At 71.1% G+C, this 24,680-nt stretch carries 21 protein-coding genes; 8 read left to right on the forward strand and 13 right to left on the reverse strand.

The window, feature by feature from the left end; genetic code table 11:
• Nucleotides 1-54 precede the first annotated feature (54 nt).
• The 3 genes from ABZ565_RS14185 to ABZ565_RS14195 are packed head-to-tail and all read right to left on the reverse strand — an operon-like array spanning nt 55 to nt 4,047.
• A complete protein-coding gene (locus ABZ565_RS14185) occupies nt 55-813 on the reverse strand; it encodes a GNAT family N-acetyltransferase (RefSeq protein WP_361025304.1) in 759 nt (252 codons plus the stop codon).
• Entirely contained in the window at nt 708-2,639 is a 1,932-nt protein-coding gene (locus tag ABZ565_RS14190; RefSeq protein WP_361025144.1) for an IucA/IucC family protein, read from the reverse strand. Before ABZ565_RS14190 ends, ABZ565_RS14185 begins: the two co-directional genes overlap by 106 nt.
• A 28-nt stretch (nt 2,640-2,667) precedes the next feature.
• Nucleotides 2,668-4,047, reverse strand: coding sequence for a diaminobutyrate--2-oxoglutarate transaminase family protein (locus ABZ565_RS14195; protein WP_361025147.1), 1,380 nt, complete (start codon nt 4,045-4,047; stop codon nt 2,668-2,670).
• Between the two features lie 393 nt (nt 4,048-4,440).
• Here ABZ565_RS14195 and ABZ565_RS14200 point away from each other — a divergent pair, with 393 nt between their 5' ends.
• Nucleotides 4,441-5,607, forward strand: coding sequence for a hypothetical protein (locus tag ABZ565_RS14200; protein WP_361025150.1), 1,167 nt, complete (start codon nt 4,441-4,443; stop codon nt 5,605-5,607).
• 127 nt (nt 5,608-5,734) lie between these two features.
• On the forward strand, nt 5,735-6,916 hold the full coding sequence (locus ABZ565_RS14205; protein WP_361025153.1) for a hypothetical protein: 1,182 nt from the start codon (nt 5,735-5,737) through the stop codon (nt 6,914-6,916).
• A gap of 81 nt (nt 6,917-6,997) precedes the next feature.
• Here the strand turns inward: ABZ565_RS14205 and hflX are convergent, their stop codons facing one another.
• The 6 genes from hflX to miaA form a co-directional block, all read right to left on the reverse strand.
• Complete coding sequence (gene hflX / locus ABZ565_RS14210; RefSeq protein ID WP_361025156.1) at nt 6,998-8,518, reverse strand: GTPase HflX; 1,521 nt, start codon at nt 8,516-8,518, stop codon at nt 6,998-7,000.
• A gap of 142 nt (nt 8,519-8,660) precedes the next feature.
• Complete coding sequence (locus ABZ565_RS14215) at nt 8,661-10,115, reverse strand: M1 family metallopeptidase (protein ID WP_361025159.1); 1,455 nt, start codon at nt 10,113-10,115, stop codon at nt 8,661-8,663.
• Nucleotides 10,116-10,220: 105 nt separating this feature from the next.
• On the reverse strand, nt 10,221-12,338 hold the full coding sequence (locus ABZ565_RS14220; protein WP_361025162.1) for an HD domain-containing protein: 2,118 nt from the start codon (nt 12,336-12,338) through the stop codon (nt 10,221-10,223).
• 140 nt (nt 12,339-12,478) lie between these two features.
• Nucleotides 12,479-13,351 carry a diaminopimelate epimerase gene (dapF, locus tag ABZ565_RS14225; RefSeq protein WP_361025165.1) on the reverse strand — a complete coding sequence of 291 codons (873 nt, stop codon included), beginning with the start codon at nt 13,349-13,351 and terminating at the stop codon, nt 12,479-12,481.
• Between the two features lie 96 nt (nt 13,352-13,447).
• The gene (locus ABZ565_RS14230) at nt 13,448-13,885 is read right to left on the reverse strand and encodes a hypothetical protein (RefSeq protein ID WP_361025307.1); all 438 of its coding nucleotides are present in this window, start codon (nt 13,883-13,885) and stop codon (nt 13,448-13,450) included.
• Between the two features lie 104 nt (nt 13,886-13,989).
• A complete protein-coding gene (miaA, locus tag ABZ565_RS14235) occupies nt 13,990-14,928 on the reverse strand; it encodes a tRNA (adenosine(37)-N6)-dimethylallyltransferase MiaA (RefSeq protein WP_361025168.1) in 939 nt (312 codons plus the stop codon).
• A 145-nt stretch (nt 14,929-15,073) separates the two neighbouring features.
• Between miaA and ABZ565_RS14240 the strand changes: the two genes are divergently transcribed.
• On the forward strand, nt 15,074-15,319 hold the full coding sequence (locus ABZ565_RS14240) for an antitoxin (RefSeq protein WP_143617665.1): 246 nt from the start codon (nt 15,074-15,076) through the stop codon (nt 15,317-15,319).
• 66 nt (nt 15,320-15,385) lie between these two features.
• On the opposite strand, the gene ABZ565_RS14245 is transcribed toward ABZ565_RS14240, so the two are convergent.
• Both ABZ565_RS14245 and miaB read right to left on the reverse strand, forming a co-directional pair.
• Nucleotides 15,386-16,099 carry a class III extradiol dioxygenase subunit B-like domain-containing protein gene (locus tag ABZ565_RS14245; RefSeq protein WP_361025172.1) on the reverse strand — a complete coding sequence of 238 codons (714 nt, stop codon included), beginning with the start codon at nt 16,097-16,099 and terminating at the stop codon, nt 15,386-15,388.
• Nucleotides 16,100-16,190: 91 nt separating this feature from the next.
• Nucleotides 16,191-17,711, reverse strand: coding sequence for a tRNA (N6-isopentenyl adenosine(37)-C2)-methylthiotransferase MiaB (gene miaB / locus ABZ565_RS14250; RefSeq protein WP_361025175.1), 1,521 nt, complete (start codon nt 17,709-17,711; stop codon nt 16,191-16,193).
• Between the two features lie 99 nt (nt 17,712-17,810).
• On the opposite strand from miaB, the gene ABZ565_RS14255 reads away from it, so the two are divergent.
• Nucleotides 17,811-18,809, forward strand: a complete 999-nt coding sequence (locus ABZ565_RS14255) for a TAXI family TRAP transporter solute-binding subunit (RefSeq protein ID WP_361025178.1) — start codon at nt 17,811-17,813, stop codon at nt 18,807-18,809.
• A gap of 48 nt (nt 18,810-18,857) precedes the next feature.
• Here ABZ565_RS14255 and ABZ565_RS14260 read toward each other — a convergent pair whose 3' ends face one another.
• Nucleotides 18,858-20,252, reverse strand: a complete 1,395-nt coding sequence (locus ABZ565_RS14260; protein WP_361025181.1) for a HAMP domain-containing sensor histidine kinase — start codon at nt 20,250-20,252, stop codon at nt 18,858-18,860.
• Between the two features lie 15 nt (nt 20,253-20,267).
• Nucleotides 20,268-20,960, reverse strand: coding sequence for a response regulator transcription factor (locus tag ABZ565_RS14265; RefSeq protein WP_361025184.1), 693 nt, complete (start codon nt 20,958-20,960; stop codon nt 20,268-20,270).
• Between the two features lie 325 nt (nt 20,961-21,285).
• Between ABZ565_RS14265 and ABZ565_RS14270 the strand changes: the two genes are divergently transcribed.
• From ABZ565_RS14270 to ABZ565_RS14285, 4 genes are all read left to right on the forward strand, one after another.
• Entirely contained in the window at nt 21,286-22,074 is a 789-nt protein-coding gene (locus ABZ565_RS14270) for an amino acid ABC transporter ATP-binding protein (RefSeq protein ID WP_361025186.1), read from the forward strand.
• A 76-nt stretch (nt 22,075-22,150) separates the two neighbouring features.
• A complete protein-coding gene (locus ABZ565_RS14275; RefSeq protein WP_361025189.1) occupies nt 22,151-22,993 on the forward strand; it encodes a glutamate ABC transporter substrate-binding protein in 843 nt (280 codons plus the stop codon).
• Between the two features lie 75 nt (nt 22,994-23,068).
• The gene (locus ABZ565_RS14280; RefSeq protein ID WP_361025310.1) at nt 23,069-23,737 is read left to right on the forward strand and encodes an amino acid ABC transporter permease; all 669 of its coding nucleotides are present in this window, start codon (nt 23,069-23,071) and stop codon (nt 23,735-23,737) included.
• Nucleotides 23,734-24,645 carry an amino acid ABC transporter permease gene (locus tag ABZ565_RS14285; RefSeq protein WP_361025192.1) on the forward strand — a complete coding sequence of 304 codons (912 nt, stop codon included), beginning with the start codon at nt 23,734-23,736 and terminating at the stop codon, nt 24,643-24,645. Before ABZ565_RS14280 ends, ABZ565_RS14285 begins: the two co-directional genes overlap by 4 nt.
• The last annotated feature ends 35 nt before the right edge of the window (nt 24,646-24,680 follow it).

Genomic DNA, 24,680 nt, shown 5'->3' on the forward strand with positions numbered 1-24,680 from the left:
TCCTCGGGTGGGAACCGATGGGGTTCGAGCGGTGCGGACGGGTCGGGGATGCGTTCATGGCCGGGTGGGGTGGGCTCGGTCGCGGACCATCAGCGCGGCCCGCTTCTCCGGGAGTTCGATCTCGGCGGAGAGGCGGAATCCGGCGCTCAGGAACGCGGAGACGGACGCGGCGTTACGGAGGTCGGGCTCGGCCACGACCCGTGTGCAGAGGGGGGCGTGGTCGAACACGAGGCCGGCCACGGCGCGCAGCAGCGCCGTGCCGGTGCCGCGGCCCCGGTGGCGGCTCTCACCGATGAGGAGGTGGACGCCCATGTCGTGCGGCCGGGACGGGTAGTGGCGGGCGAGCGGGTCGAGGTCGGCGCGGTACAGCTCCCAGTAGCTCATGGGTGTGCCCGACAGCACCCCGATGCACGGGGTGCTGTGGCTGCCGTCGGAGAGCTGGGGGGCGAGGTGCCGGGCGGTGACGCTCTCGTCGCCGGCCAGCTCCCAGAAGGCGGCCACGACGGGGTCGTTCATCCAGCGGGTGAGGGTCGGAAGATCGCGCTCCGGGCGGACGGGGACGAGCTGGAACTCGCCGGCCTGTGTGGGGACCGGGGCCCAGTCCGCCCGGAGGACGAGGCCGGCGGGCGCGTCGGGGGGAGACATCGTGGCGCTCCTCTCTCGGCTCACGGCGATCGGCTCTTCGACCTCGGGTCGCGGCCCGGCTCTCAGCCGTACAGGGGGTTGGTGATGGTGACGTAGACGGACTGGGTGTCGACGGGCCCGACGAGTTCGTCCAGTCCGTGCAGACGGGTCAGCATGTTGGCCTTGCAGCGCAGGCTCGGGTTTTCGAGCAGGTGGGCGGGGAAGGGCGAGCCCAGTTCGCACGCCGACTTGAGGAAGCGCCGGAAGGCGTCGATGAGCATCTGCTCGTCGGCGAGCCGCTGGGAGCCGAAGGCCCCGATCAGTCCGAATACGTTGTTGATGCCGAGGTAGTAGGCGAAGCGTTCGTCGGTGACGGCGTCGGAGACGAAGGTGTCGCTGACCGATCCGATACCGGGGAGCCTGTGGTCGAGCGCGGTGCGGTGCGATTCCCGGAAGTAGTAGCCCTGATTGTCACGGTAACGGCCGCCGATGGGCCAGCCTTCCGCGTCCAGCAGGACGAGGGTGTTCTGCTGGTGGGCTTCGAGCGCCACCCCTGCGTGGGCGTCCAGCCAGAGCACCGGGTGGACGACGCGTTCCAAGTAGCGCAGGAACCACTCGGCGGCCACCGCGGTCGTCGTCCGTCCGGTGGCCGCGGCGAGGCGGTGGACCACGTCGGCGAGGCGCGAGTGCAGACCCGTGCGGCCCGGCCAGGGGCGTGGAGCGGTGAGCCCGGCGATGCACACGGCGTCGTCGTACCGGTGGAAGGGGTTGTGCCGCAGCATCACATCGAGGCCGTGGACGGGCGCGCCGTCCGGGGTGTCGACGGCGAGCCAGGCGGGGTCGCGCACGATGTCGAAGCCGGGGTGCGCCGCGTGCCACTCGCGGGCGAGTCCGGTGCGGAGCAGCCGGTGGACCTCGACGCCCCGATGGAGCTCCTTGCGGAGGTTCTCCCGGCGTGAGTTGGTGATCCGGACGCCGAGGGAGAGCTTCAGCATCAGGTCGGTCCCCGGCCGGTGCACGGTGCGCACCGACGAGGTGGGATGCCATGGGGCGCCGTAGGGGCCGAGGTCGTGCAGGAGGCCGGCGTCGAGCAGGGCGGCGGCTTCGGGCCTGCTCCGCAACTCGCGGGCCTGCCAGGGGTGGAGGGGAATGGGCGCGGTGTGTTCGGGGAAGGCCAGGCCCGGGGCGTGCCGGGCGACGAGGTCGGCGGCGGGCACGGGGCGGCCTTGCTCGGTCCACGCGGAGTCGGTGGCCAGCACGGAGCGGTCGGCGGCCATCCAGTGGAGCGGGAAGGAGCCGTACAGCTCGGGTGAGTAGAGGCGCGCTTCGGCGTCGGTGAGCCCTTCCCTGCTCTTGGGCGAAGGATGCAGGGGGTGGCCGAGCAGGAGTGACTGTTCCGCGGTGAGGAAGAGGTCCGCCTCGTCGGGGGCGGCGGGCCGGCGGCGCCGCTCCTCGATGAACGAGGCGGTGCGCCGTACCGAGTCGGCGACCCGGCCCGCCATGTCGGCGCCGTCGTGGTGGCCGGCCTCCCGGCCGAGGAGGGCGGCCACGGTGACCGCGTCGGCGGTGGGCGCGGCGGCGGGTGCGCGTTCCAGGGCGGGGGGCCCGAAGCGGTGCCAGCCGGTGGCGGACCAGTGGCGGACGGGGACGAGCAGGGCGGTGCCGCTCGCGGGCAGCGGGACGCGCAGGGTCTCCCCGGCCGGGCGGGGCAGGTTGTTCTCGCGGACCCAGCAGCGCAGCAGGTTCTCGACGCCGGCCGCGTCGGCGGCGCGGAGCGGGTCGGGGTGGTCGAGGGGGTCGGCGGCCGGGTCGTCCGGGGCGGTCGCCGCCGGGGCTCCCGGGTGTACGGCGGGCTGCGGCGCGGTGGGGGGCCGCGACGCGTGCCAGAGGTCGTGCGGGGTCTCCTTCTGGCGCGGCACGGTCGTCGCCTCGACGGCGACCGTGCCGGGGGCCTCCGACTCGGGGAGGTGGCTGGGGGGAGGGCCGTCGGCCTCGGGCGCGGGGGTGGGGTTCACGGCGGTCTTCCTGTGCTGGTGTCCGTGGTCAGCGGAGCGATCCGGTCGGCAGGCGGCGGTGCGGTGAGCGCTCCGCCGCTGCCAGGGCGTCGGCGAGGCGGTCGACCACCGCTGTCGCCTGTTCGTCGGTGAGCGTGAGGGGCGGCAGCAGGCGTACGACGGTGGAGTACCGGCCACCGAGTTCGACGATGAGCCCACGGCTCAGGCACTCCTGCTGGACGGCGGCGGCGAGGACCGGGTCCGGCGGCGGTTCGGTGCCGGTGCCCTGCGGGCGAGCTTCGGGGTCCACGATCTCGACGCCGATCATCAGACCCCTCCCCCGGACGTCGCCGACGCACGGGTGGTCGGCGGCTAGAGACCTGAGGCTCGCCAGCATGCGGCCGCCGAGGACCCCGGCCCGTTCGGCGAGGCCGTTCTCGCGGACGTACGCGAGGGTGGCCGTGCCGGCCGCCATGGCGAGCTGGTTGCCGCGGAAGGTGCCGGCGTGGGCCCCGGGCTGCCAGGTGTCGAGCTCCGAGCGGTAGACGATCACGGCGAGCGGGAGGGAGCCGCCGATGGCCTTGGACAGCACCATGACGTCGGGCACGATTCCGCTGTGCTCGACGGCCCAGAAGGCACCGGTCCGGCCGACGCCGGTCTGGACCTCGTCGGCGATCAGCGGGATGGACCTGGTCTCGGTGACCTCGCGCATCCTGCGCAGCCAGCCGTCGGGCGCGGGGTTGACCCCGCCCTCGCCCTGGACCGGTTCGAGGATCATCCCGGCGGGGGCGGGCGTCCCGCTCTTGGGGTCGTCCAGCAGGTTCTCGGTCCAGCGGGCGGCGGTCCGCGCGCCGGCCTCGCCGCCGATGCCGAAGGGGCAGCGGTAGTCCTGCGGGAAGGGCAGCCTGGTCACCCGTACGTCCTCGGCGCCACCGGAAGCCGCGAGGGCGCCCTCCGTCATGCCGTGGTAGGCGCCGGTGAAGGCCAGCAGGCCGCTGCGGCCGGTGGCGGCGCGGACCAGCTTGAACGCCGCCTCGACCGCGTCCGTGCCGGCGGGTCCGCAGAACTGGACCCGGGCGTTGTCGGCGAACTGCCGCGGCAGGGTGCTGAACAGCTCGGTGACGAACGCGTCCTTGACCGGGGTGGCCAGGTCCAGCACGTGCAGCGGGGCACCCGAGTCGAGGACCTTCTTGATCGCCTCCAGGACGACGGGGTGGTTGTGGCCCAGGGCCAGCGTCCCCGCCCCGGAGAGGCAGTCGAGATAGCGCCGCCCGTCCGCGCCCTCGATGGTCAGTCCCCGGGCGCGCACCGGCACGATCGGCAGCGACCGGGCGTAGGTGCGGGCGGCCGACTCACGCAGCGACTGGCGGCGCAGGATGCCTTCGTGGGCGGCCAGGGGTGGCGCCGGAGCTGGTTCGGTCACGGCCACGGCTCTTGATCCTCCCGCTGTAACAGTTGCGTTGCACGTCAGTACGATTTCGCAAGGACGGCCTGCGAGGGTGAACGCTGTCTCCGTGCCCACCACGCGTACCAACGACCGAGGGGGCAAAGGATCACGGGTAAATCCGAAGATCCTTGCGGAGCGCAACCCTGCCGCGCACCGCCGACAGCGGCACCGGCATAGTGGGGGCCGCGCCGGGCTCGGGCACTCCCCGAAGACCGCGCTGCTTCCTGCCCGTTCGGCGGACCATGCGGCGCGCCGGTCACAAATGCAGTACGGAAGCGTTGAGTTACGAAGTCCCAGGGGGATCAGCAGATGCGTCTCGTTCGACCAGGAAACACCGCACGCCGTGGCAGGAGTGCGCGTCGCGCCTCCTCGCCCGTGCTTGTCACCGCCGCGTTCACCGCCGTCCTCGCGCTCACGGCGACCGCCTGCGGGCCGACCGAGGACGACGCGAACTCCGAGCCGAGCAGCAGCAGCTCGGCCGGTGCGACGTCGGACAACAAGATCGCCATCCCGGACGATCTGAAGGACCGGCTCAAGGAACACGGGATCGACATCGACAAGTGGAAGAACGGTGAGTGGAAGAACTGGGACAAGGACAAATGGCTGCGTGAGGCCAAGGACTACATCAACCCGATCATCGCGGGCCTCTGGGACCCCGACCGCATGCAGGACGCCGACAAGCCCCCGGAGAAGCCGGTCGACAACGACATCTCGGGCGACGAGGGCGTGACGGACCCGACGCCCGCGCCGGTCCGGGCCGTGGGCGTGAAGACGCAGTACCACGAGAACGCGCCGGCGTCGGGCAAGCTGTTCTTCGACGGCCCCGAGGGCTCGATGGTCTGCTCGGCCACCGTGGTGAAGGACCCGGCGCACCCCGGCAAGTCCAACATGGTGTGGACCGCCGGTCACTGCGTCCACGCGGGCAAGAAGGGCGGCTGGTACCGCAACATCGCCTTCGTGCCCTCGTACAACAACAGCGGTCTGTCGACGGCCGAGCTGCGGAACAACCCGCCGAAGGAGAAGGTCGCCCCCTACGGCATCTGGTGGGGCACCTGGGCGCAGACCTCCCAGCAGTGGATCGACCAGGGCGCCTCGGTCGGCGGCCTCGGCGCCCCGTACGACTTCGCCGTGCTGCACGTGACGCCCGAGGAGGGCTCGGGCGGCAAGTCCCTGGAGGAGACGGTCGGTTCCGCCCTGCCGGTCGAGTTCAACGCCCCGGCGGTGCCCAAGATCACCGACATGACGGCCACCGGCTTCCCGGCCGCGGCGCCGTACGACGGCCAGAAGATGTTCCAGTGCAAGGACAAGCCGGGCCGTCTGTCGCTCGCCCAGGACGACCCGACGATGTACCGCATCGGCTGCTCGATGACCGGCGGCTCCTCCGGCGGCGGCTGGGTCGCCACCGGCCAGGACGGCAAGCCCGCGCTGGTCTCGAACACCTCCATCGGCCCGGTGACCGCGGGCTGGCTGGCCGGACCGCGCCTCGGCAAGGAGGCCAAGGGCGTCTACGACGCGGTCAGCGACAAGTACGCGGACAAGTAACAGGCAGGGCCGCGCCCGCACGGGCGCGTACGACGGAAGCCCAGGGGCCTCCGGAGCGGCGACGTCCGCTCCGGAGGCCCCTGGCACGCAGACAGCAACTGTGCAGATTTCAGGGGGATTCCTTTTCATGCGATCCATACGTCCGCTGCTCGCCGCGACCGGTCTGGTCGCCGCGCTCGCGCTGACGGCCACGGCCTGCGGCCCCACCGAGGACGAGGGCGCCGACAAGCCGGCCGCCTCCGCCTCCGCGTCGTCCTCAGGCGGCGCCGAGAAGGGCAACGGCCTTCCCGCCGGGCTGGCCGACAAACTCAGGAAGCACGGGATCGACCCGGACAAATGGCGCGACGGCGAGTGGAAGAACTGGGACAAGGACAAGTGGCTGCGTGAGGCCAAGGACTTCGTCAACCCGGTCATCGAGGGGCTGTGGAAGCCGGACCGGATGAAGTCGGCGAAGGACCCGGCCAAGACCATGTCCGCCGGTGACTTCTCCGGCGACCAGGGCGTCACCGACCCGGAACCCAGGCCGGTCACCGCCCAGCGCGAGAAGACGCCGTACCACGACTACGCGGCCCCGGTGGGGAAGGTCTTCTTCGACTCCCCGAAGGGCCACATGGTCTGCTCGGGCACGGTCGTCAAGGATCCGAAGCACCCGAAGAAGTCCAACCTGGTGTGGACGGCCGGCCACTGTGTGCACGCCGGATCCGGCGGCGGCTGGTACCGCAACATCGTCTTCGTGCCCGCGTACAACGACCAGGGCAAGAGTGCCGCGGCGCTGGAGAACGCGCAGCCGCAGGAGATCGCCCCGTACGGCGCGTACTGGGCCGACTGGGCCAGCACCTCCGGCGAGTGGATCAAGGGCGGCGGGCCCACCGGCGGCGAGGGCGCCCCGTACGACTACGCGGTGCTGCACGTGAAGCCGGAGCACGGAACCAAGTCCCTCGAAGAGACCGTGGGCAATGCCCTTGCGGTGAACTTCGACGCCCCCGAGGTCGCGCGGATCAGCGCGATGGGTGCCTGGGGCTATCCGGCGGCCCCGCCGTACGACGGCCTGATCATGCACAAGTGCATCGACCGCCCCGGCCGGCTCTCGATCAGCCCGGCCACGCCCACGATGTACCGCATCGGCTGCTCGATGACCGGCGGTTCGTCCGGTGGCGGATGGTTCAGCGAGGGCAGTGACGGGAAGCTCGCACTGGTCTCCAACACGTCGATCGGCCCGGTCACGTCGGGCTGGCTGGCCGGACCGCACCTCGGCGAGGGCGCCGAGCAGATCTTCACGATGATGAGCGAGAAGTACGGCGCCCAGTAGCGGAGCCGCCCGTACGAAGGCCGGAAGGCCCGACCCCTCACGAGGGGCCGGGCCTTCCGATTGTTCCGGGTGCTGAGCGGCTCAGTGCACGGCGGGGATGAACGTGGCGAGCTCCGCGGCCAGCTCCTCGTTGACCCGTGCCTTGATCAGCGTGCCCTCCGAGGTGTGCTCCTCGGAGACCACTTCGCCCTCGGCGTGCACCCGGGAGACGAGTCCGCCCTGGGTGTACGGCACCAGTGCCTCGACCGCGACCGACGGACGGGGCAGCTCGCTGTCGATCAGCGCGAGCAGCTCGTCGATGCCGGCTCCGGTGCGGGCGGAGACCGCGATGGCGTGCTTCTCGTTGCGCAGGAGGCGCTGGAGGACCAGCGGGTCCGCCGCGTCCGCCTTGTTGATCACGACGATCTCGGGCACGTCCGTCGCGCCGACCTCGCGGATCACCTCGCGCACCGCGGCGAGCTGCTCCTCCGGCACCGGGTGCGCGCCGTCCACCACGTGCAGGATGAGGTCGGAGTCGCCGACCTCCTCCATGGTGGAGCGGAACGCCTCGACCAGGTGGTGCGGCAGGTGCCGTACGAACCCGACGGTGTCGGCGAGGGTGTAGACCCGGCCGCTCGGCGTCTCGGCCCGGCGCACGGTCGGGTCGAGGGTGGCGAACAGGGCGTTCTCCACCAGCACGCCCGCCCCGGTCAGGCGGTTGAGCAGCGAGGACTTGCCGGCGTTGGTATAGCCGGCGATGGCGACCGAGGGCACCTTGTTGCGCCGGCGTTCCTGGCGCTTGAGGTCACGGCCGGTCTTCATCTCCGCGATCTCCCGGCGCATCTTCGCCATCTTCTCGCGGATACGGCGCCGGTCGGTCTCGATCTTGGTCTCACCGGGACCACGGGTCGCCATGCCGCCACCGCCGCTGGTGCCGCCACCGCCCATCTGCCGGGACAGCGACTGACCCCAGCCGCGCAGCCTGGGCAGCATGTACTGCATCTGCGCCAGGGAGACCTGCGCCTTGCCCTCTCGGGACTTGGCGTGCTGGGCGAAGATGTCGAGGATCAGGGCGGTCCGGTCGACCACCTTGACCTTGACGACGTCTTCGAGGTGGATCAGCTGGCCCGGGGACAGCTCACCGTCACAGACGACGGTGTCGGCCCCGGTCTCCACGACGAGGTCACGCAGTTCGAGCGCCTTGCCGGAACCGATGTACGTGGCCGGATCGGGCTTGTCACGGCGTTGGAAGACGGCGTCGAGCACCTGGGCGCCCGCCGTCTCGGCGAGGGCCGCCAGCTCGGCGAGCGAATTCTCCGCGTCCTGCACAGTGCCCGAGGTCCAGACACCGACGAGCACCACGCGCTCCAGGCGCAGCTGCCGGTACTCGACTTCGGTGACGTCCTCGAGCTCGGTGGAGAGGCCGCCCACACGGCGCAGCGCGGCGCGCTCCGAGCGGTCCAGCTGGTCGCCGTCCCGCTCTCCGTCGATCTCGAAGCTCCAGGCGACGTCCTCTTCCATCAGGGCGTCGGCCCGCAGGCCCTCGGTGAGGCTCTCGGTGGCGTTCTCCGTGGCACTCTGCGCGTTGCGCGCGTCCTGGGGAAGGGAAGAAGAGGAGGTCATTGGATCCTTACGTCGATAGGAGTGGTTGCATCAGTCACAACGCGTGACCTGTGCGGAAGATTCCCGAGGGAAATCCCTCCGCTCCGGCCGCCTCGGCGACCCGTCGATAGTGGCACGGCCGGACGCGGGGCGTCACCCGGGTTTACGAAGCGGCCGGCGCGGTGCTGTGCCAGTCCGGGTGCCCCGGCATGGGCGGTGTTCTGGTCCCGTACAGCCAGCCGTCGAAGAAGGCGGTCAGATCGCGCCCCGACACCTGCGAGGCGAGCCGGACGAAGTCGGCCGTGGCCGCGTTGGAGTCGCGGTGCTTGCGGACCCAGAGCCGTTCCAGCCGGCCGAAGGCGTCCCGGCCGATCTCCTGGCGCAGCGCGTACAGGACGAGCGCGCTGCCGTCGTAGACGACGGGCCGGAACAGGCTGATCTTCTGGCCGGGCTTCGGGGGCGCGGGCCGGGCGGGCGGTCCTCCGGCCGCGCGCCAGGTGTCCGACCGGATATAGGCGTTCCGCATACGTGCCTCCAGCGGTGCGTCCATGTGGTCCTCGGTGTACCGCGCCTCGTACCAGCTGGCGTGCCCCTCGTTCAGCCAGAGGTCGGACCAGGACTGCGGGGAGACACTGTCACCGAACCACTGGTGGGCCAGTTCGTGGACCATGACCGACTCGACGTACCACGCGGGGAAGCGCGTATCGGTGAACAGGCGCTTCTCGAAGAGGGACAGGGTCTGGGTCTCCAGCTCGAATCCGGTCTCGGTGTCGGCGACGAGGATTCCGTAGTTCTCGAACGGGTAGCGGCCGACCTGCCGCTCCATCCACTCCAGCTGGGCGGGGGTCCTCTTGAGCCAGGTTTCCACCCGGTCGCGGTCGGCCGTCGGTACGACGTCGCGCACGGGCAGTCCGTGCGGGCCGGTCCGCCGCACCACGGTGGAGGCGCCGATGCTGACCTGGGCCAGTTCGGTGGCCATGGGGTGCTCGGTGCGGTAGGTCCAGGTGGTGCTGTCGCCGTTGCGGCTGCGGCCGGTGGACAGGCCGTTGGCGACGACGGTCAGATCGTTCGGCGCGGTGACGTGGAAGGTGAAGTACGCCTTGTCGGCGGGGTGGTCGTTGCCCGGGAAGACCCGGTGTCCGGCGTCCGCCTGGTTGGCCATGGCGAGCCCGTCGGCGGTGCGCACCCAGCCGCCGCTGTCCTGTTCGCCGGTGGGGTCGCTGGTGTGACGGACGGTAATGCGCAGGGGCACTCCGGCCGGGATGCGGCCCGCCGGCCGCACGACGAGGTCCTCGCCCGCGGTCTCGAAGCCGGCGCGCAGCCCGTTGACCGCGACGGAGCGCACGGCGCCCCGGGTGAAGTCGAGGTTGATCCGGTCCAGTGGCTCGGTCGTCCGTGCGTCGATGGTGGTGACGGCGTCGAGCGGCTCGTCGTTGCGGCCCTTGTAGGTGAGGCCGATGTCGTACGCGAGCACGTCGTACCCGGGGTTGCCGAGGTGCGGGAAGAGCGGGTCGCCGATGCCGAGGGGCACCGGGTCGGCGGGCAGGGCGGCGGCGACGAGGGCGGTCGACGCGGCGGCCAGCAGGGCGGCCCGCGAACGCCGGGAGAGGAACGGCATGGACTACGGCTATCAGCGCCGCCCCGCCGAACGGGCGCGGCGCGCGCCGGGCCACCCGAATGAGAACGCGGTTGACAGGCCCGGTACCCCAGAGCGCCCCGGACCTCAGAGCGTCCCGGCCGGATGCTGGGCGCGGCTCACGTCGTACACGCCGGGCACCTCGCGCATCGCGCGCATCAGCGCGGGCAGACCGGCCGCATCCGGGAGCCGCAGCGTGTAGGTGTGCCGTACGCGCTGTTCGCTCGGGGGCTCCACGGTCGCGGAGATCACCGCGGCGTCGGCCCCGGCGATCGCCTCGGTGAGGTCGGCGAGCAGCCGGGGGCGGCCGAACGATTCGGCGATCAGCGTCACCCGGCACGCCTGCTCGTCGCCCCAGCTCACCACGACCGGCGTCCGCCCGGCCGCCTCCATGCGGGCCACGGCGGGGCACTCCAGCCGGTGAACGGTGACGGCCGCGCCGCCGCGTACGGGGAAGCCGGTGACCTCGTCGGGCGGCACGGGTGTGCAGCAGCCGGCAAGCCGTACCGCGGCGTCCGGCCGCTCGGCCACGGCGGTCGCGGTGCGGGCGCGGGCGGTCCGCGGCAGCGAGGGCGGGACCGGCTGCGGGTCGGGGTCGGCCGGCACACCGGGCTGCCCGGCCTCCGCCGCCTGCGGGTGGGCGTCGAGCCAGCCGGTGATGGCGATGCGGGCGGCGGGGGTGCGCGCGTGGTCGAGCCAGTCCGGCGAGGGGCCGGAGGCGGCGTCCTCGGCCAGCAGCGGCTGCACGGTGTCGCCGTCCTTCAGCACCGTGCTCAGCGTGGCCAGCCGGCCGTTCACCCGGGCCCCGATACAGGCGTGGGCGGCGTCGCCGTGCTGGGCGTAGGCCGCGTCGACGCAGCTGGCGCCGGCGGGCAGGCCGAGCGTGCCGCCGTCCGTGCGGAAGACGGTGATCTCGCGGTCCTGCGCGAGGTCGGCGCGCAGGGTGGTCCAGAAGGTGTCGGGGTCGGGCGCGGACTGCTGCCACTGGAGGAGGCGGGAGAGCCAGCCTGGGCGGGTGGGGTCGGCGCGTTCACCGTCGTCGGCCGGCTCGGCGGTCTGGGGGCCGCCCTCGGAGGCGTACGGATTGCCGAGGGCGACGACGCCGGCCTCGGCGACCTTGTGCATGCGGTGTGTGCGGATGAGGACCTCGGCCACCTCGCCGTCCGGGCCCACCACCGCGGTGTGCAGCGACTGGTACAGGTTGAACTTGGGGGCGGCGATGAAGTCCTTGAACTCGGAGATCACCGGTGTGAAGCAGGTGTGCAGCTCGCCGAGGACGGCGTAGCAGTCGGCGTCCTCACCGACGAGGACCAGGACCCGCCCGAAGTCGCTGCCGCGCAGTTCGCCGCGTTTGATCCGGACGCGGTGGACGGAGACGAAGTGGCGGGGTCTGACCAGGACCTCCGCGGAGATGCCGGCCTCCCGCAGCACCGAGGCCACGTTGCCCGCCATGGCGCCGAGGGGGTCGGGACCGTCGGCCGCCTCGGTGATCAGCGCGTCGGTGCGGGCGTACTCCTCGGGGTGGAGGATGGCGAAGACCAGGTCTTCCAGTTCGGTCTTGAGCGCCTGGACGCCGAGCCGTTCGGCCAGGGGGATCAGCACGTCGCGGGTGACCTTGGCGATCCTGGCCTGCTTCTCGGGCCGCATCACACCGAGGGTGCGCATGTTGTGCAGCCGGTCGGCGAGCTTGATCGACATGACGCGGACGTCGTCGCCGGTGGCAACCAGCATCTTGCGGAAGGTCTCGGGTTCGGCAGCGGCCCCGTAGTCGACCTTTTCGAGTTTGGTGACGCCGTCCACGAGGTAGCAGACCTCCTCGCCGAACTCTTCCCGCACCTGGTCGAGGGTCACCTCGGTGTCCTCGACGGTGTCGTGGAGCAGGGAGGCGGTCAGCGTGGTCGTCTCGGCGCCCAGCTCGGCCAGGATGAGGGTGACGGCGAGCGGATGGGTGATGTAGGGCTCGCCGCTCTTGCGCATCTGCCCCCGGTGCGAGCTCTCGGCCAGTACGTAGGCGCGTTGCAGGACCGAGAGGTCGGCGTCGGGATGGTGGGCCCGGTGCGCCTCGGCGACATGCGCGATGGCGTCGGGCAGCCGGTCGCGGGAGACCGGGCCGAAGAGCGCGGCCCTGCCGAGCCTGCGGAGGTCGATCCGGGGACGGCCCCGCCTGCGGATGGGAGCACCTGGGCTGGTGGCCTCTGCACTCATGGGGGCACCTCCGGCGACGTCGACCGGCGGTGGGGAAACGCGGCGCGCCTCCCGGCCGGTGCTTGATGCTACCGAGCCCACCACGTGGCGGAGTCCCGCTCTCGCCCAGCGTGAAACGGATCACCCATTCGAGCGAAGCGTTACTCGTTCGGCGTTTCGAGCCAGGCCGGATCGATCATGCCCTCGGCGACGATGACGGCCGGTCCGGTCATGTCGATCCCGCCGTCCGGGTGCTCAGTGATGGCCAGGCTGCCGCCGGGGAGGTCGACGGTGTACGTGACGGGCTCGCCGGTCCTCGCGGGGTCGGCCTGGTCCCGGCGGGCGGCCGCGACGGCCACCGCGCAGGCGCCGGTGCCGCAGGAGCGGGTCTCGCCGGAGCCGCGCTCGTGGACGCGCATGGCGACGTGGCGGGGACCCCGGTCCACGACGAACTCGATGTTGACGCCCTCGGTGTAGACGGCGGCCGGGGCGAAGGAGGGCTCGGTGAGCAGATCGCCGGCGTGGGCCAGATCGTCCACGAACGCGACCGCGTGAGGGTTGCCCATGTTGACGTTGCGGGCTTCCCAGGCCCGGTCGCCGACGGTGACGGTGACGCCGTCGGCGGGGAGGAGGGCGCGCCCCATGGAGACGGTGACGTCGCCGTTCTTGGCGAGGTGCACCTTCTTCACGCCGCCCCGGGTCGCGACCGCGAGGTCGCCCGCCTCGACCAGGCCGGCGCGCTGGAGGTAGCGGGCGAAGACGCGCACGCCGTTGCCGCACATCTCGGCGACCGAGCCGTCGGAGTTGCGGTAGTCCATGAACCACTCGGCGTCCTCGGCCATCGCCTTCGCCTCCGGGTGCGCGCCGGAGCGCACGACGTGCAGCAGCCCGTCGCCACCGATGCCCGCGCGGCGGTCGCAGAGCCGGGCGACGACGGAGGCGGGCAGGTCGAGGGCGTTCTCCGGGTCGGGAACGATCACGAAGTCGTTCTCGGTGCCGTGGCCCTTGAGGAAGGCGATCTGCGAGGTGGTCACGGGACAACTGTACGAGGCGGCGCCCACGGCCGGAAAACGGTCCGCCGCGCGGACAGGGGCCCGGACACCGCTTCCGGCCGTCCGGCTCCCGGCCGGTCAGCGCAGCCGGGCCACGCGCCAGACGGCGAGCGCGACGAGCACGGCGCAGACCCCGGCGTAGAGCGCGATCACGCGCCAGTCCGCGCGCTGCGACGAGCCCCTGGAGGGCAGTCCGGGCCAGGCGTAGCCGACGCGGCGGGCGGCCATCATGGACCATCCGGCGGCGCAGCAGCTGATCAGGAGGCCCAGCATGGCGACGACCGCGCCGCCGTCGCCGAACTCGAAGGCCAGCGGGAAGGCGAACATCAGCGAGCCCACCGCGGCGAGCATGACGATGGGCGCGAGCTGCCAGATGCGCAGCCGTCGGGCGGGCCGCAGCTCGACCTCGACCTCGGGGGTCACGTCGAGCTCGTCGGGCCCGTCCGGGCTGAGGCTGTCCGCCTCACGCCCGGCACCCGGTGCGTCTTGTTCCGTGTCGCGAGGGCCGGCCTCCATCGCCACGCGCCCTCCCAACTCGGACTCCAGTCGATCGATGCTCGATGATGGCACGGCCGCGGTCGCCGAAATGACGGGCGGAGCGTCCCGATGCCATCACGTGATCAGGCTGTAACCGCCCGTTCGACCAACGCCAGCGCCCGGCTGGGGAGTTCCCCGAGGTGCTCCGCGGCACCGCTGAGCCATTGGACGCGCGGGTCGCGGCGGAACCAGGAGTCCTGACGGCGCGCGAAGCGTTTGGTGGCGCGCACGGTCTCGGCGCGCGCCTGATCCTCGGTGCACTCGCCGGCGAGCGCGGAGAGGACCTGCTGGTAGCCGAGGGCCCGCGAGGCGGTGCGTCCCTCGCGCAGCCCCTGCGCCTCCAGGGCGCGCACCTCGTCCACGAGTCCCGCGTCCCACATGCGGTCGACGCGCAGGGCGATGCGCTCGTCGAGCTCGGGGCGCTCCACGTCGACGCCGATCTGGACGGCGTCGTAGACCGCGTCGTCGCCGGGAAGGTTGGCGGTGAACGGCTTGCCGGTGATCTCGATGACCTCCAGGGCCCGGACGATGCGCCGGCCGTTGCTCGGGAGGATCGCGCGGCCGGCCTCGGGGTCGGCGGCGGCGAGCCGGGCGTGCAGTGCTCCGGAGCCGTGCTCGTCCAGCTCGGCCTCCAGGGCGGCCCGGACGCCGGGGTCCGTCCCGGGGAACTCCAGGGCGTCGATCGCGCCCTTCACGTACAGGCCGGAGCCGCCGACCAGGATCGGGGTGCGGTCCTCGGCGAGGAGCCGGTCGATCTCGCCCCGGGCGAGGCGCTGGTACTCGGCGACGCTGGCGGTCTCGGTGACGTCCCAGATGTCCAGCAGCCGGTGCGGTACGGCGGCGCGCTCGGCGAGCGTCAGCTTGGCGGTGCCGATGTCCATCCCCCGGTAGAGCTGCATGGAGTCGGCGTTGATCACTTCGCCGCCGAGCTGCTGGGCGAGGTACACCCCCAGGTCGGACTTTCCTGCTGCGGTGGGACCGACGACGGTGATGACCCGAGGTGCGGGAGCTGAGCTTGTCACCGGCTCAGTCTCCCTCAAACCTGCGCCATGTATCCCGAATGAGGGAAGCCCGGGCGGGGAAGGTGACGCGACAGTGCGGTCTTCCCCGTACAGTGGTTGTACATATGGGTTATTTCTCACAGTTTCCGAGCGGAGAAGGTGCCCGATGGGCTTCATGGACAGTGTGAAGGCGAAGCTGGCCCCGGCGAAGGAGAAGGTCAGCGACCTCGCGCAGCAGCACGGGGACAAGATCGACCAAGGGCTCGAGAAGGCCGCCCGGACGGTGGACGAGAAGACCAAGGGCAAGTACAGCGACAAGATCGTGACGGGCCGGCAGAAGGCCAAGGACGCGGTGGACAAGCTGGCGAACAAGGACGGCGGCACGACGCCGCCGCCCCCGCCCGCAGCCTGACGGCGGAACGCGTGGAGGGCCCCGGAGCGGCGACCGCTCCGGGGCCCTCGGCGTGTCCCTCGGGCGTCAGGACCAGGTGGCGACCAGGTAGCCCACGCCGTACGGCGCGTCCTCGTACAGCAGCCGGCCGGCCAGACCGGCTCCCTCCCCCGCCCCCGCCAGCACCTGCCAGGGCGCACGCCCCGCCGCCTTGAGCTCGTACGCGAGCGCCTCGTCCAGCGCGGTCAGTGCCTCCGGGTCGGCGGCGCCCAGGGCCCGCGCGGCCTCCGCGTCGAACGCTGCCGCGCGCTCGTCCAGATAGCCCGGCGCCTTCACGGTGCGGCGGGCGCTGCCGTCGCCCATCACCAGCAGCGCGACCCGGTCCGCCCGGCCGGCGAGCTCCCGCCCGGTCTCCGTGCAGCGTGCGGTCTCCAGCGGGTCGCCCACGCCCAGGCCCTCCACGGGGGCGCCGGCCCATCCCGTACGGGCGAGGAGCCAAGCACCCACCGCGAGCGAGGGCGGGAGGGGACGGCCGTCGGGTGTTCCCCGGTCCCGGCCGAGCCGAACCTCCAGATCGACGCCGAACTCCCGGAAACCGCCGAGGGCCCCTTCGGGGTGGGCGCCGCGCCCGGCGGGCTCGGCCGGGCCGATCACCACGAGCAGGTCGGGCCGGGAGGCGGCGAGGACGCCCAGGGCGTCGGTGCACGCCCTCCTGGCGTCGTCCAGCTCGGGTGCGGCACCGGCGGCCACGTCGGGGACGAGCAGCGGCGGACAGGGGCAGACAGCGGCGGCGACAAGCATGGTCGGCAGCGTACTGCGGCTCCTCCCCCGGGCTGACCGGGCGGCCCGCCCGAACCAGTGCTTCCGGCCCGGGCGGCCCCTCCCGCTTACCTCAGTCGCAACCGCAGCCCGGGGCCGCGCTCGCGGGCAGGGGTGCCGGGGCGCCGATGCCGGGCAGGCCGAGCATGACGCCGGCCGGCTTGGCGGCCGGGGCGGCGTTCCGCTTCTCCCAGGCGTCACCCGAGCGGGTCCTGCGCACGGCGACCGGGGTGCCTTCGGCGAGCAGGTGGTGCGGGGCGGCGTAGGTGATCTCGACGGTCACCACGTCACCGGGGCGGACATCCTGGTCGGGCTTGGTGAAGTGGACCAGGCGGTTGTCGGGGGCGCGGCCGGAGAGCCGGTGGGTGGCGCCGTCCTTGCGGCCCTCACCCTCGGCGACCATGACCTCCAGGGTGCGGCCGACCTGCTTCTTGTTCTCCTCCCAGGAGATGTCCTCCTGGAGGGCGGACAGGCGCATGTAGCGCTCCTGGACGACCTCCTTCGGGATCTGCCCCTCCATGTCGGCGGCGGGGGTGCCGGGCCGCTTGGAGTACTGGAAGGTGAAGGCGTTCGCGAAGCGCGCCTCGCGGACCGCGTGCATGGTCTGCTCGAAGTCCTCCTCGGTCTCGCCGGGGAAGCCGACGATGATGTCGGTGGAGATCGCGGCGTCGGGCATCGCGGCCCGTACCTTCTCGATGATCCCGAGGAAGCGTTCCTGCCGGTAGGAACGGCGCATCGCCTTGAGGACCCGGTCCGAACCGGACTGCATCGGCATGTGCAGCTGCGGCATCACGTTGGGCGTCTCGGCCATGGCGGCGATGACGTCGTCGGTGAAGTCGCGCGGGTGCGGCGAGGTGAAGCGGACGCGCTCCAGGCCCTCGATCTTCCCGCAGGCGCGCAGCAGCTTGGAGAACGCCTCACGGTCGCCGATGTCGGAGCCGTACGCGTTGACGTTCTGGCCGAGCAGGGTGATCTCGGAGACGCCCTCGGCGACCAGGGCCTCGATCTCGGCGAGGATGTCGCCGGTGCGGCGGTCCTTCTCCTTCCCGCGCAGGGCCGGAACGATGCAGAAGGTGCAGGTGTTGTTGCAGCCCACGGAGATGGAGACCCACGCGGCGTACGCGGACTCGCGGCGGGTGGGCAGCGTGGAGGGGAAGGCCTCCAGGGATTCGGCGATCTCGACCTGCGCCTCCTCCTGGACGCGGGCGCGTTCCAGGAGCACGGGCAGCTTGCCGATGTTGTGCGTGCCGAAGACCACGTCGACCCAGGGGGCCCGCTGGACGATGGTGTCGCGGTCCTTCTGGGCGAGGCAGCCGCCGACGGCGATCTGCATGCCGGGGCGCTTGGTCTTCATCGGGGCGAGCCGGCCGAGGTTGCCGTAGAGCTTGTTGTCGGCGTTCTCGCGGACCGCGCAGGTGTTGAAGACGACGACGTCGGCGTCGCCGTCGGAACCCTCGGGCGCGCGCACGTAACCGGCGTCCTCCAGGAGCCCCGACAAGCGCTCGGAGTCGTGGACGTTCATCTGGCACCCGTAGGTGCGCACCTCATAGCTTTTTCTGACGTCCACTGCTTCGCTCCGGTTGCCGCTGCTCATGTGACAAGGGTAGGTGGTGTCCGGGCCCTCTCCGTCTCGGGCGGACGATCCGACGACGCCCCTGGCCACGGCCGGGAATGACCTGGCAGGATCGCCGCCATGCTCCCGGCCCTCTCCCGAATCGGCCGGCGTCGCTCCCTGCGGGCGGGCGCCGCCCTCGCCGTCGTGCTCGGGCTGCTGCTCTGGTGGCTGCTCCCGCTCGGCGACCCGGCACCCACCGGCACCCTGTCGTTCAGTACGGGGGTGCGCAGCGGCGTCTACCAGCGCTACGGGGTGCGGCTGAAGGGAGCCCTGGCCAAGGATCTGCCCGATGTGTCGATAAATCTCCAGACGAGCGAGGGCTCGCAGCAGAACCTGGCCCGGGTCGCGGCGGGCGAGGCGGACTTCACCATCGCCACCACCGATGCCGTCGCCACCTACCTGCGCGCCCGCAAGCCAGGCTACGAGCGGCTGCGCGGCTGCGTCCGGCTGTACGACGACTACATACAGCTGGTCGTGAAGCGGGACTCGGACATCGCCAGCGTGGCCGATCTGCGCGGCCGTAAGGTCGCGGTGGGGCAGCCGGGGTCCGGGGTGAAGCTGGTCGCGGACCGGCTGATGACGGCCGCCGGTCTCGACCCGGTCCATGATGTGACGCCGTTGCCGGTGGGCATCGACACGATGCCGAAGCTCCTGGAGGAGGGAAAGCTCGACGCGTTCTTCTGGTCGGGCGGGCTGCCCACGACGGCGGTGACGGATCTGTCGGAGCGGTTCCCCATCCGGCTGGTCCCGCTGGAGGAGCCGCTGATCAAGCAGCTCCAGGCGGCGGGCGGCCCCACCCGTTACTACCGGTCGGCCGTGATGCCCGCCGACGCGTACCGCGACGCTCAGCAGGGCCAGGCGGTGCCCACAGTGGCGGTCTCCAATGTGCTGGTCACGACGGACCGCACGGACGCGGCGATGACCGAGGCGTTCACCAGGACCGTGATCGACAGCCGCGACCGCATCGGGCGCGAGGTGCACGCGGCGCAGCTGGTGGACCTGCGGACGGCCATCTACACCGATCCGCTCCCGCTGCACGAAGGGGCGAAGCGCTACTACCGCTCGGTCAAGCCGTAGCGCCTTCCCCGGCCGGGCGGGGCGGCTGCGGAAGCGCGGACGCGCTCCTCAGCCCTTGGGGTCGTGGCGCGGCACGGAGACCGTCACGCTCAGCCCGTACGGTTCCTTGCGCGCGTACGAGAGCGAGCCGCCGCCCGCCGCCAGGAGCGCCTGGGAGATGGAGAGGCCGAGGCCCGAGCCCTGGACGTTCTGGTGCTGGGAGCTGCGCCAGAAGCGGTCGCCGACGCGTTCCAGCTCCTGGTCGGTGAGGCCGGGGCCGCCGTCCGCGACGACGACCGTGACGTCCTGGCTCCCGGAGGCGACCGTGACGCGGACCTCTTCGTCGGCGGGCGTGAATTTGAGGGCGTTGTCGATGATGGCGTCGAGTGCGCTGGACAGGGCTATGGGGTCCGCCCAGGCGGTGACGGCGGGCGGCCCGTCGGCTCGGAGCCGTACGCCCTTCTCCTCGGCCACCGGCCGCCAGGACGCGACCCGTTCGGCGGTGAGGGCGCCGATGTCGGTGAGCTGGAGGTCGCTCTCGGCGTGCTCGGCGAGCGCGAGGTCGAGGAGGTCGTCCAGGACCTGGCCGAGGCGGCGGCCCTCGGTGCGCACGGAAGCGATCTCCTCGTTGCCCTGGGGCAGTTCGAGAGCGAGCAGTTCGATGCGCAGGAGCAGGGCGGCCAGCGGGTTGCGCAGCTGGTGGGAGGCGTCGGCCACGAAGGCGCGCTGCTGCTCCAGCACGTCCTCGACGTTGTCGGCCATCTCGTTGAACGAGCGGGCCAGCCGCCTCAGTTCCGGAGGGCCGCCGGAGGCGGCGACCCGGGAGCGCATCCGGCCACTGGCGATGTCGTGGGCCGCGGCGTCCAGGGTCTTGACCGGCAGCAGGACCCAGCCGGTGAGCCGGATCGCGGCGCCGACGGCGACCAGCATCGCGACCGCCTCGCCCGCCGCGATCAGCAGCCAGCCACGGATCGTGTCACCGCGCATCTGGCCGGTGGGCGAGTCGATGACGACGACGGCGATGACGTCGCCGTCGCGTACGACGGGCGAGGCGACGACCACCCGGCCGTTCTGCCAGGGCCAGACCTGGGGCGGGTCGTGGCTGCGGCGGCCGAGCAACGCCTCGCTGAACGCGGCGCGCCCCTCCCCCTCGACGGGCAGCCGCCAGGCGGCCGGGGCCTTCGCCATGGCGGAGTCGTCGCGGTAGAAGACACCGGCGCGGATCCCGTACACCGAGTCGTACGTTTCCAGCTCGGTCTGGAGGGTACGGCGCCGTTCGTCGTAGCCGCGGGTGCGCTCGGTGATGAACTGGGCGAGTGCGGCGAAGCGTGCCGTGTCGTCGATGCGGTCGATCACGACGCGCTGCTGTTCGGCGGCGGCCACGCTGACGGCGAGCGGGAAGCCGAGGGCGAGCAGGACACTCGCCATCAGGATGATGAGCAGCGGGAGCAGCCGGGTACGCACCGGGGACGTACGCCTTTACGCGGGCGGGGAGACGAGGCGGTAGCCGACCCCGCGCACCGTCTCGATCAGGGCGGGCAGCCGCAGCTTGGAACGGAGCGAGGCGACGTGCACCTCCAGCGTGCGGCCCGTTCCCTCCCAGCTGGTGCGCCACACCTCGCTGATGATCTGTTCGCGGCGGAAGACCACACCGGGCCGCTGGGCGAGCAGCGCGAGCAGGTCGAACTCCTTGCGGGTGAGCTGCACTTCCGTCCCGTCCACGCTGACCCGGCGGGTGGGCAGCTCGATGCTGACGTGCCCCAGGCGCAGCGCCGCGACGGGCGTGGACACGGTGTCCTCATTGCTCGCCTTCCGCCGGCTGACGGCGTGGATGCGGGCCAGTAGCTCCCCGGTGTCGTAGGGCTTGGTCACGTAGTCGTCGGCACCGAGGTTGAGCCCGTGGATGCGGGAGCGTACGTCGGCACGGGCGGTGACCATGATCACCGGCACGGAACTGCGCTTGCGGATCTTGCCGCACACCTCGTAACCGTCCTGGTCGGGAAGGCCGAGGTCGAGGAGCACGACGCCGAAGGGCTCGGTGTCGGTGGGCAGGAGCGCCTGGAGGGCCTCGTCGCCACTGCGGGCGTGGACCACCTGGAAGCCGTGCCGGGCGAGGATCGCGGACAGGGCGGCGGCGACATGGTTGTCGTCCTCGACGAGCAGCAGTCTCATGGCCCCCCTCTGGCAGCGGCGTGTCGGCGGTCGGTCCGTACGGTCGCGTACGCCCCCGGTCACTTCCCCGTTCCGGGGTGTTTCACGTAGGGGTGTACCAGGGAATCCACGCCGATGCGCGGTGGACAGTCAAGGGCCTGCCCGTTGTATCCGGGTTTCCGTTATGCACCCGGTATGGCCGGAACGACCGGCGTGACGTCCCGTTCACGCGGAGTGTCCGGTTGCCGCCGGATCGTTATGCTCAATTTCCGCTCAGATGTAATGACGTTCGTAGCACTGCGTCACTAGGGTCCTTCCCAACCGAGGAGGACGGAGCAAGAAGCCGATGAGCGGAGTTTCAGTGACCAAGGGCGCCGAGGACGCTGCACCCGCGCCCGCCGGCGATCTGGTTGTGCTGAGCAACGTCAACAAGCACTTCGGCGCGCTGCATGTGCTCCAGGACATCGACCTGACGATCGCCCGCGGCGAGGTCGTGGTCGTCATCGGGCCGTCCGGGTCCGGTAAGTCCACGCTGTGCCGCACGATCAACCGCTTGGAGACGATCGATTCGGGCGCGATCACGATCGACGGGAAGCCGCTGCCCGCGGAGGGCAAGGAACTGGCTCGGCTGCGTGCCGATGTCGGCATGGTCTTCCAGTCGTTCAACCTCTTCGCCCACAAGACGGTCCTGGAAAACGTGATGCTCGGCCAGCTGAAGGTCCGCAAGACGGACAAGAAGGCTGCCGAGGACAAGGCGCGTGCGCTGCTCGACCGGGTGGGCGTCGGGACCCAGGCCGACAAGTACCCCTCCCAGCTCTCCGGCGGCCAGCAGCAGCGCGTGGCGATCGCCCGGGCCCTGGCGATGGACCCGAAGGTCATGCTCTTCGACGAGCCGACCTCCGCGCTCGACCCGGAGATGATCAACGAGGTCCTTGAGGTCATGCAGCAGCTCGCCCGCGAGGGCATGACCATGGTCGTCGTCACCCACGAGATGGGCTTCGCGCGCTCCGCGGCGAACCGGGTCGTCTTCATGGCGGACGGGAAGATCGTCGAAGAGGCCACGCCCGACCAGTTCTTCAGCAACCCGCGCAGTGACCGGGCCAAGGACTTCCTGTCGAAGATCCTTCACCACTGAACGGAGCCCGCAGTAGCAGTACCGGCTCCCGTATCTGCTGATCACTCACTACGCGTCAACTCTAGGGAATTCCACCATGCAGCTTCGTAAGGTCACCGCCGCCTCGGCCGCCGTGCTCGCTCTCGCCCTCACCGCCACCGCCTGCGGTTCCGACGACAAGGACGACTCGGCCGGTTCGGGCGGCGGCAAGAAGATCACCATCGGCATCAAGATCGACCAGCCGGGTATCGGCCTGAAGACCCCGGACGGCAAGTACACCGGCTTCGACGTCGACGTCGCCACGTATGTCGCCAAGGAGCTCGGCTACGACGCCAAGGACATCGAGTTCAAGGAGACGAAGAGCGCCGACCGCGAGACGGCGATCTCGCGGGGTGACGTCAAGTTCATCGCCGCCTCCTACTCGATCAACGACGAGCGCCTGCAGAAGGTCGACTTCGCCGGTCCGTACCTGCTGGCCCACCAGGACATCCTGGTCCGCGCGGACGACGACTCGATCAAGAAGCCCGAGGACCTGAACAACAAGAAGCTCTGCTCGGTCACCGGCTCGACCTCGGCGCAGAACGTCCACGACAAGCTCGCCCCGAAGGCGCAGCTGCTGGAATACGGCGGCTACTCGGAGTGCCTGACCGGCCTCGAGAACAAGGCCGTGGACGCGCTGACCACGGACGACAGCATCCTGGCCGGTTACGCCTCGCAGGAGGTCAACAAGGGCAAGTTCAAGCTGGCCGGCTTCAAGATGACCAACGAGAACTACGGCATCGGCCTGAAGAAGGGCGACGCCGACCTCAAGAAGAAGATCAACGACGCGCTGACCAAGATGGTCAAGGACGGTTCGTGGGACAAGGCGGTCGAGACCAACTTCGGTCCGGCCGGTTACAAGAACGAGGCCGCCCCGAAGATCGGCAACGTCGTCAAGTGAAGCAGGGCTGACCGGGCGCGCCGCCGCTGAACGGCGGCGCGCCGCGCCCTCCTACACGTGGAAGCACGGGAGATCGTGTTCGACTTTCTTGATGGTTATGACCTGCTGGGGGCCTTCTGGGTCACGGTGAAGCTCACCGTGTTCTCCGCCCTCGGCTCCCTCATATGGGGAACGCTGCTGGCCGGCATGAGGGTCAGCCCGGTCCCCCTGATGCGCGGTTTCGCGACCGTTTATGTGAACGTGGTCCGGAACATTCCGCTGACCGTGATCATCGTCTTCGCCTCGCTGGGCCTCTTCCAGACCCTTCAGGTCACGCTCGGGGGCGGCGGCGACTTCAAGGTCATCAACTTCCGGCTCGCGGTGCTCGCCTTCACCGTCTACACCGCGTCGTTCGTGTGCGAGGCCCTGCGTTCGGGCATCAACACGGTGCCGGTCGGCCAGGCAGAGGCGGCTCGGGCACTCGGGCTGAGCTTCGGCCAGGTGCTGCGGCTGATCGTGCTCCCGCAGGCGTTCCGGTCGGTGGTCAACCCGCTGTCCAACGTGCTCATCGCACTGACGAAGAACACCACCGTCGCGGCGGCGATCGGAGTCGCGGAAGCCTCGTACCTGATGAAGGAAATGGTCGAGAACGAGGCCCAGCTGCTGCTGATCTCCGGTGTGTTCGTCCTCGGCTTCATCATCCTGACCCTCCCGACCGGTCTCATCCTCGGCTGGGTCGCCAAGAAGGTGGCGGTGAAGCGATGAGTTCCGTCCTCTACGACGCGCAGGGGCCCCGCGCCAAGCGGCGCAACATCCTGTACACCGTTCTCTTCGTACTGGCCGCCGCAGCGGTGGTGTGGTGGGTGTACGACGGCCTCGCCGAGAAGCACCAGCTCGACTGGGTCAAGTGGAAGCCGTTCTTCGCCAACACCCAGGCGTGGGAGACGTACATCTGGCCGGGCTTCCAGAACACGATCAAGGCGGCGTTCTTCTCGCTGCTCATCGCGCTGCCGCTGGGCGCGCTCTTCGGGATCGGCCGGCTCTCGGACCACCGCTGGGTGCGCGTTCCGGGCGGGGTGGTCGTGGAGTTCTTCCGCGCCATTCCCGTGCTGCTCCTGATGATCATCGCCAACGCGATGTACTCCGAGTACACCGGCCTCGAACCGGACACGCGTCTGCTGTACGCCGTGGTGACGGGTCTGGTGCTCTACAACGCCTCGGTGCTCGCCGAGATCGTGCGGGCCGGCATCCTGACGCTCCCGCGCGGGCAGACGGACGCGGCCAAGGCGATCGGCATGCGCAAGGGCCAGACGATGGTCTTCGTGCTGCTGCCGCAGGCGGTCACCGCCATGCTGCCGGCCATCGTCAGCCAGCTCGTGGTGATCGTGAAGGACACCGCACTCGGTGGCGCCGTGCTCAGCTACCCGGAGCTGCTGGCCTCGGTACGGCCGATGTCCGCGAACTACGGGGCGAACACCATCGCCTGCTTCACGATCGTCGCGTTGGTCTACCTGGCGCTGAACTTCGCCCTGACGTCCTTCGCCAGCTGGCTTGAGCGGTGGCTCCGGCGCGGCAAGAAGAGCACGGGCGCGGTCGTGGGCACCGGCCCGGGGGGCGAACTGGAGACGATCGGTGCGCCGTCGCTCAGGACGGACGACGGAAGCGCCGCCTGACGGCTCGTCGCACGAGGCCCGCGAGGGGCGGTGGC

The sequence above is a fragment of the Streptomyces sp. NPDC016469 genome, from assembly GCF_040632905.1.
Lineage (GTDB): Bacteria > Actinomycetota > Actinomycetes > Streptomycetales > Streptomycetaceae > Streptomyces.

Bases quoted from the DNA above. Each gene is read 5' to 3' on its own strand.
- ABZ565_RS14255 (WP_361025178.1), top strand. From the start codon at position 17,811: ATGCTCCCGGCCCTCTCCCGAATCGGCCGGCGTCGCTCCCTGCGGGCG.
- ABZ565_RS14270 (WP_361025186.1), top strand. From the start codon at position 21,286: ATGAGCGGAGTTTCAGTGACCAAGGGCGCCGAGGACGCTGCACCCGCG.
- ABZ565_RS14220 (WP_361025162.1), bottom strand. From the start codon at position 12,338: ATGAGTGCAGAGGCCACCAGCCCAGGTGCTCCCATCCGCAGGCGGGGC.
- hflX (WP_361025156.1), bottom strand. From the start codon at position 8,518: ATGACCTCCTCTTCTTCCCTTCCCCAGGACGCGCGCAACGCGCAGAGT.
- ABZ565_RS14245 (WP_361025172.1), bottom strand. From the start codon at position 16,099: ATGCTTGTCGCCGCCGCTGTCTGCCCCTGTCCGCCGCTGCTCGTCCCC.
- ABZ565_RS14285 (WP_361025192.1), top strand. From the start codon at position 23,734: ATGAGTTCCGTCCTCTACGACGCGCAGGGGCCCCGCGCCAAGCGGCGC.
- ABZ565_RS14240 (WP_143617665.1), top strand. From the start codon at position 15,074: ATGGGCTTCATGGACAGTGTGAAGGCGAAGCTGGCCCCGGCGAAGGAG.
- ABZ565_RS14230 (WP_361025307.1), bottom strand. From the start codon at position 13,885: ATGGAGGCCGGCCCTCGCGACACGGAACAAGACGCACCGGGTGCCGGG.
- ABZ565_RS14265 (WP_361025184.1), bottom strand. From the start codon at position 20,960: ATGAGACTGCTGCTCGTCGAGGACGACAACCATGTCGCCGCCGCCCTG.
- ABZ565_RS14205 (WP_361025153.1), top strand. From the start codon at position 5,735: ATGCGATCCATACGTCCGCTGCTCGCCGCGACCGGTCTGGTCGCCGCG.
- miaB (WP_361025175.1), bottom strand. From the start codon at position 17,711: ATGAGCAGCGGCAACCGGAGCGAAGCAGTGGACGTCAGAAAAAGCTAT.
- ABZ565_RS14215 (WP_361025159.1), bottom strand. From the start codon at position 10,115: ATGCCGTTCCTCTCCCGGCGTTCGCGGGCCGCCCTGCTGGCCGCCGCG.
- ABZ565_RS14275 (WP_361025189.1), top strand. From the start codon at position 22,151: ATGCAGCTTCGTAAGGTCACCGCCGCCTCGGCCGCCGTGCTCGCTCTC.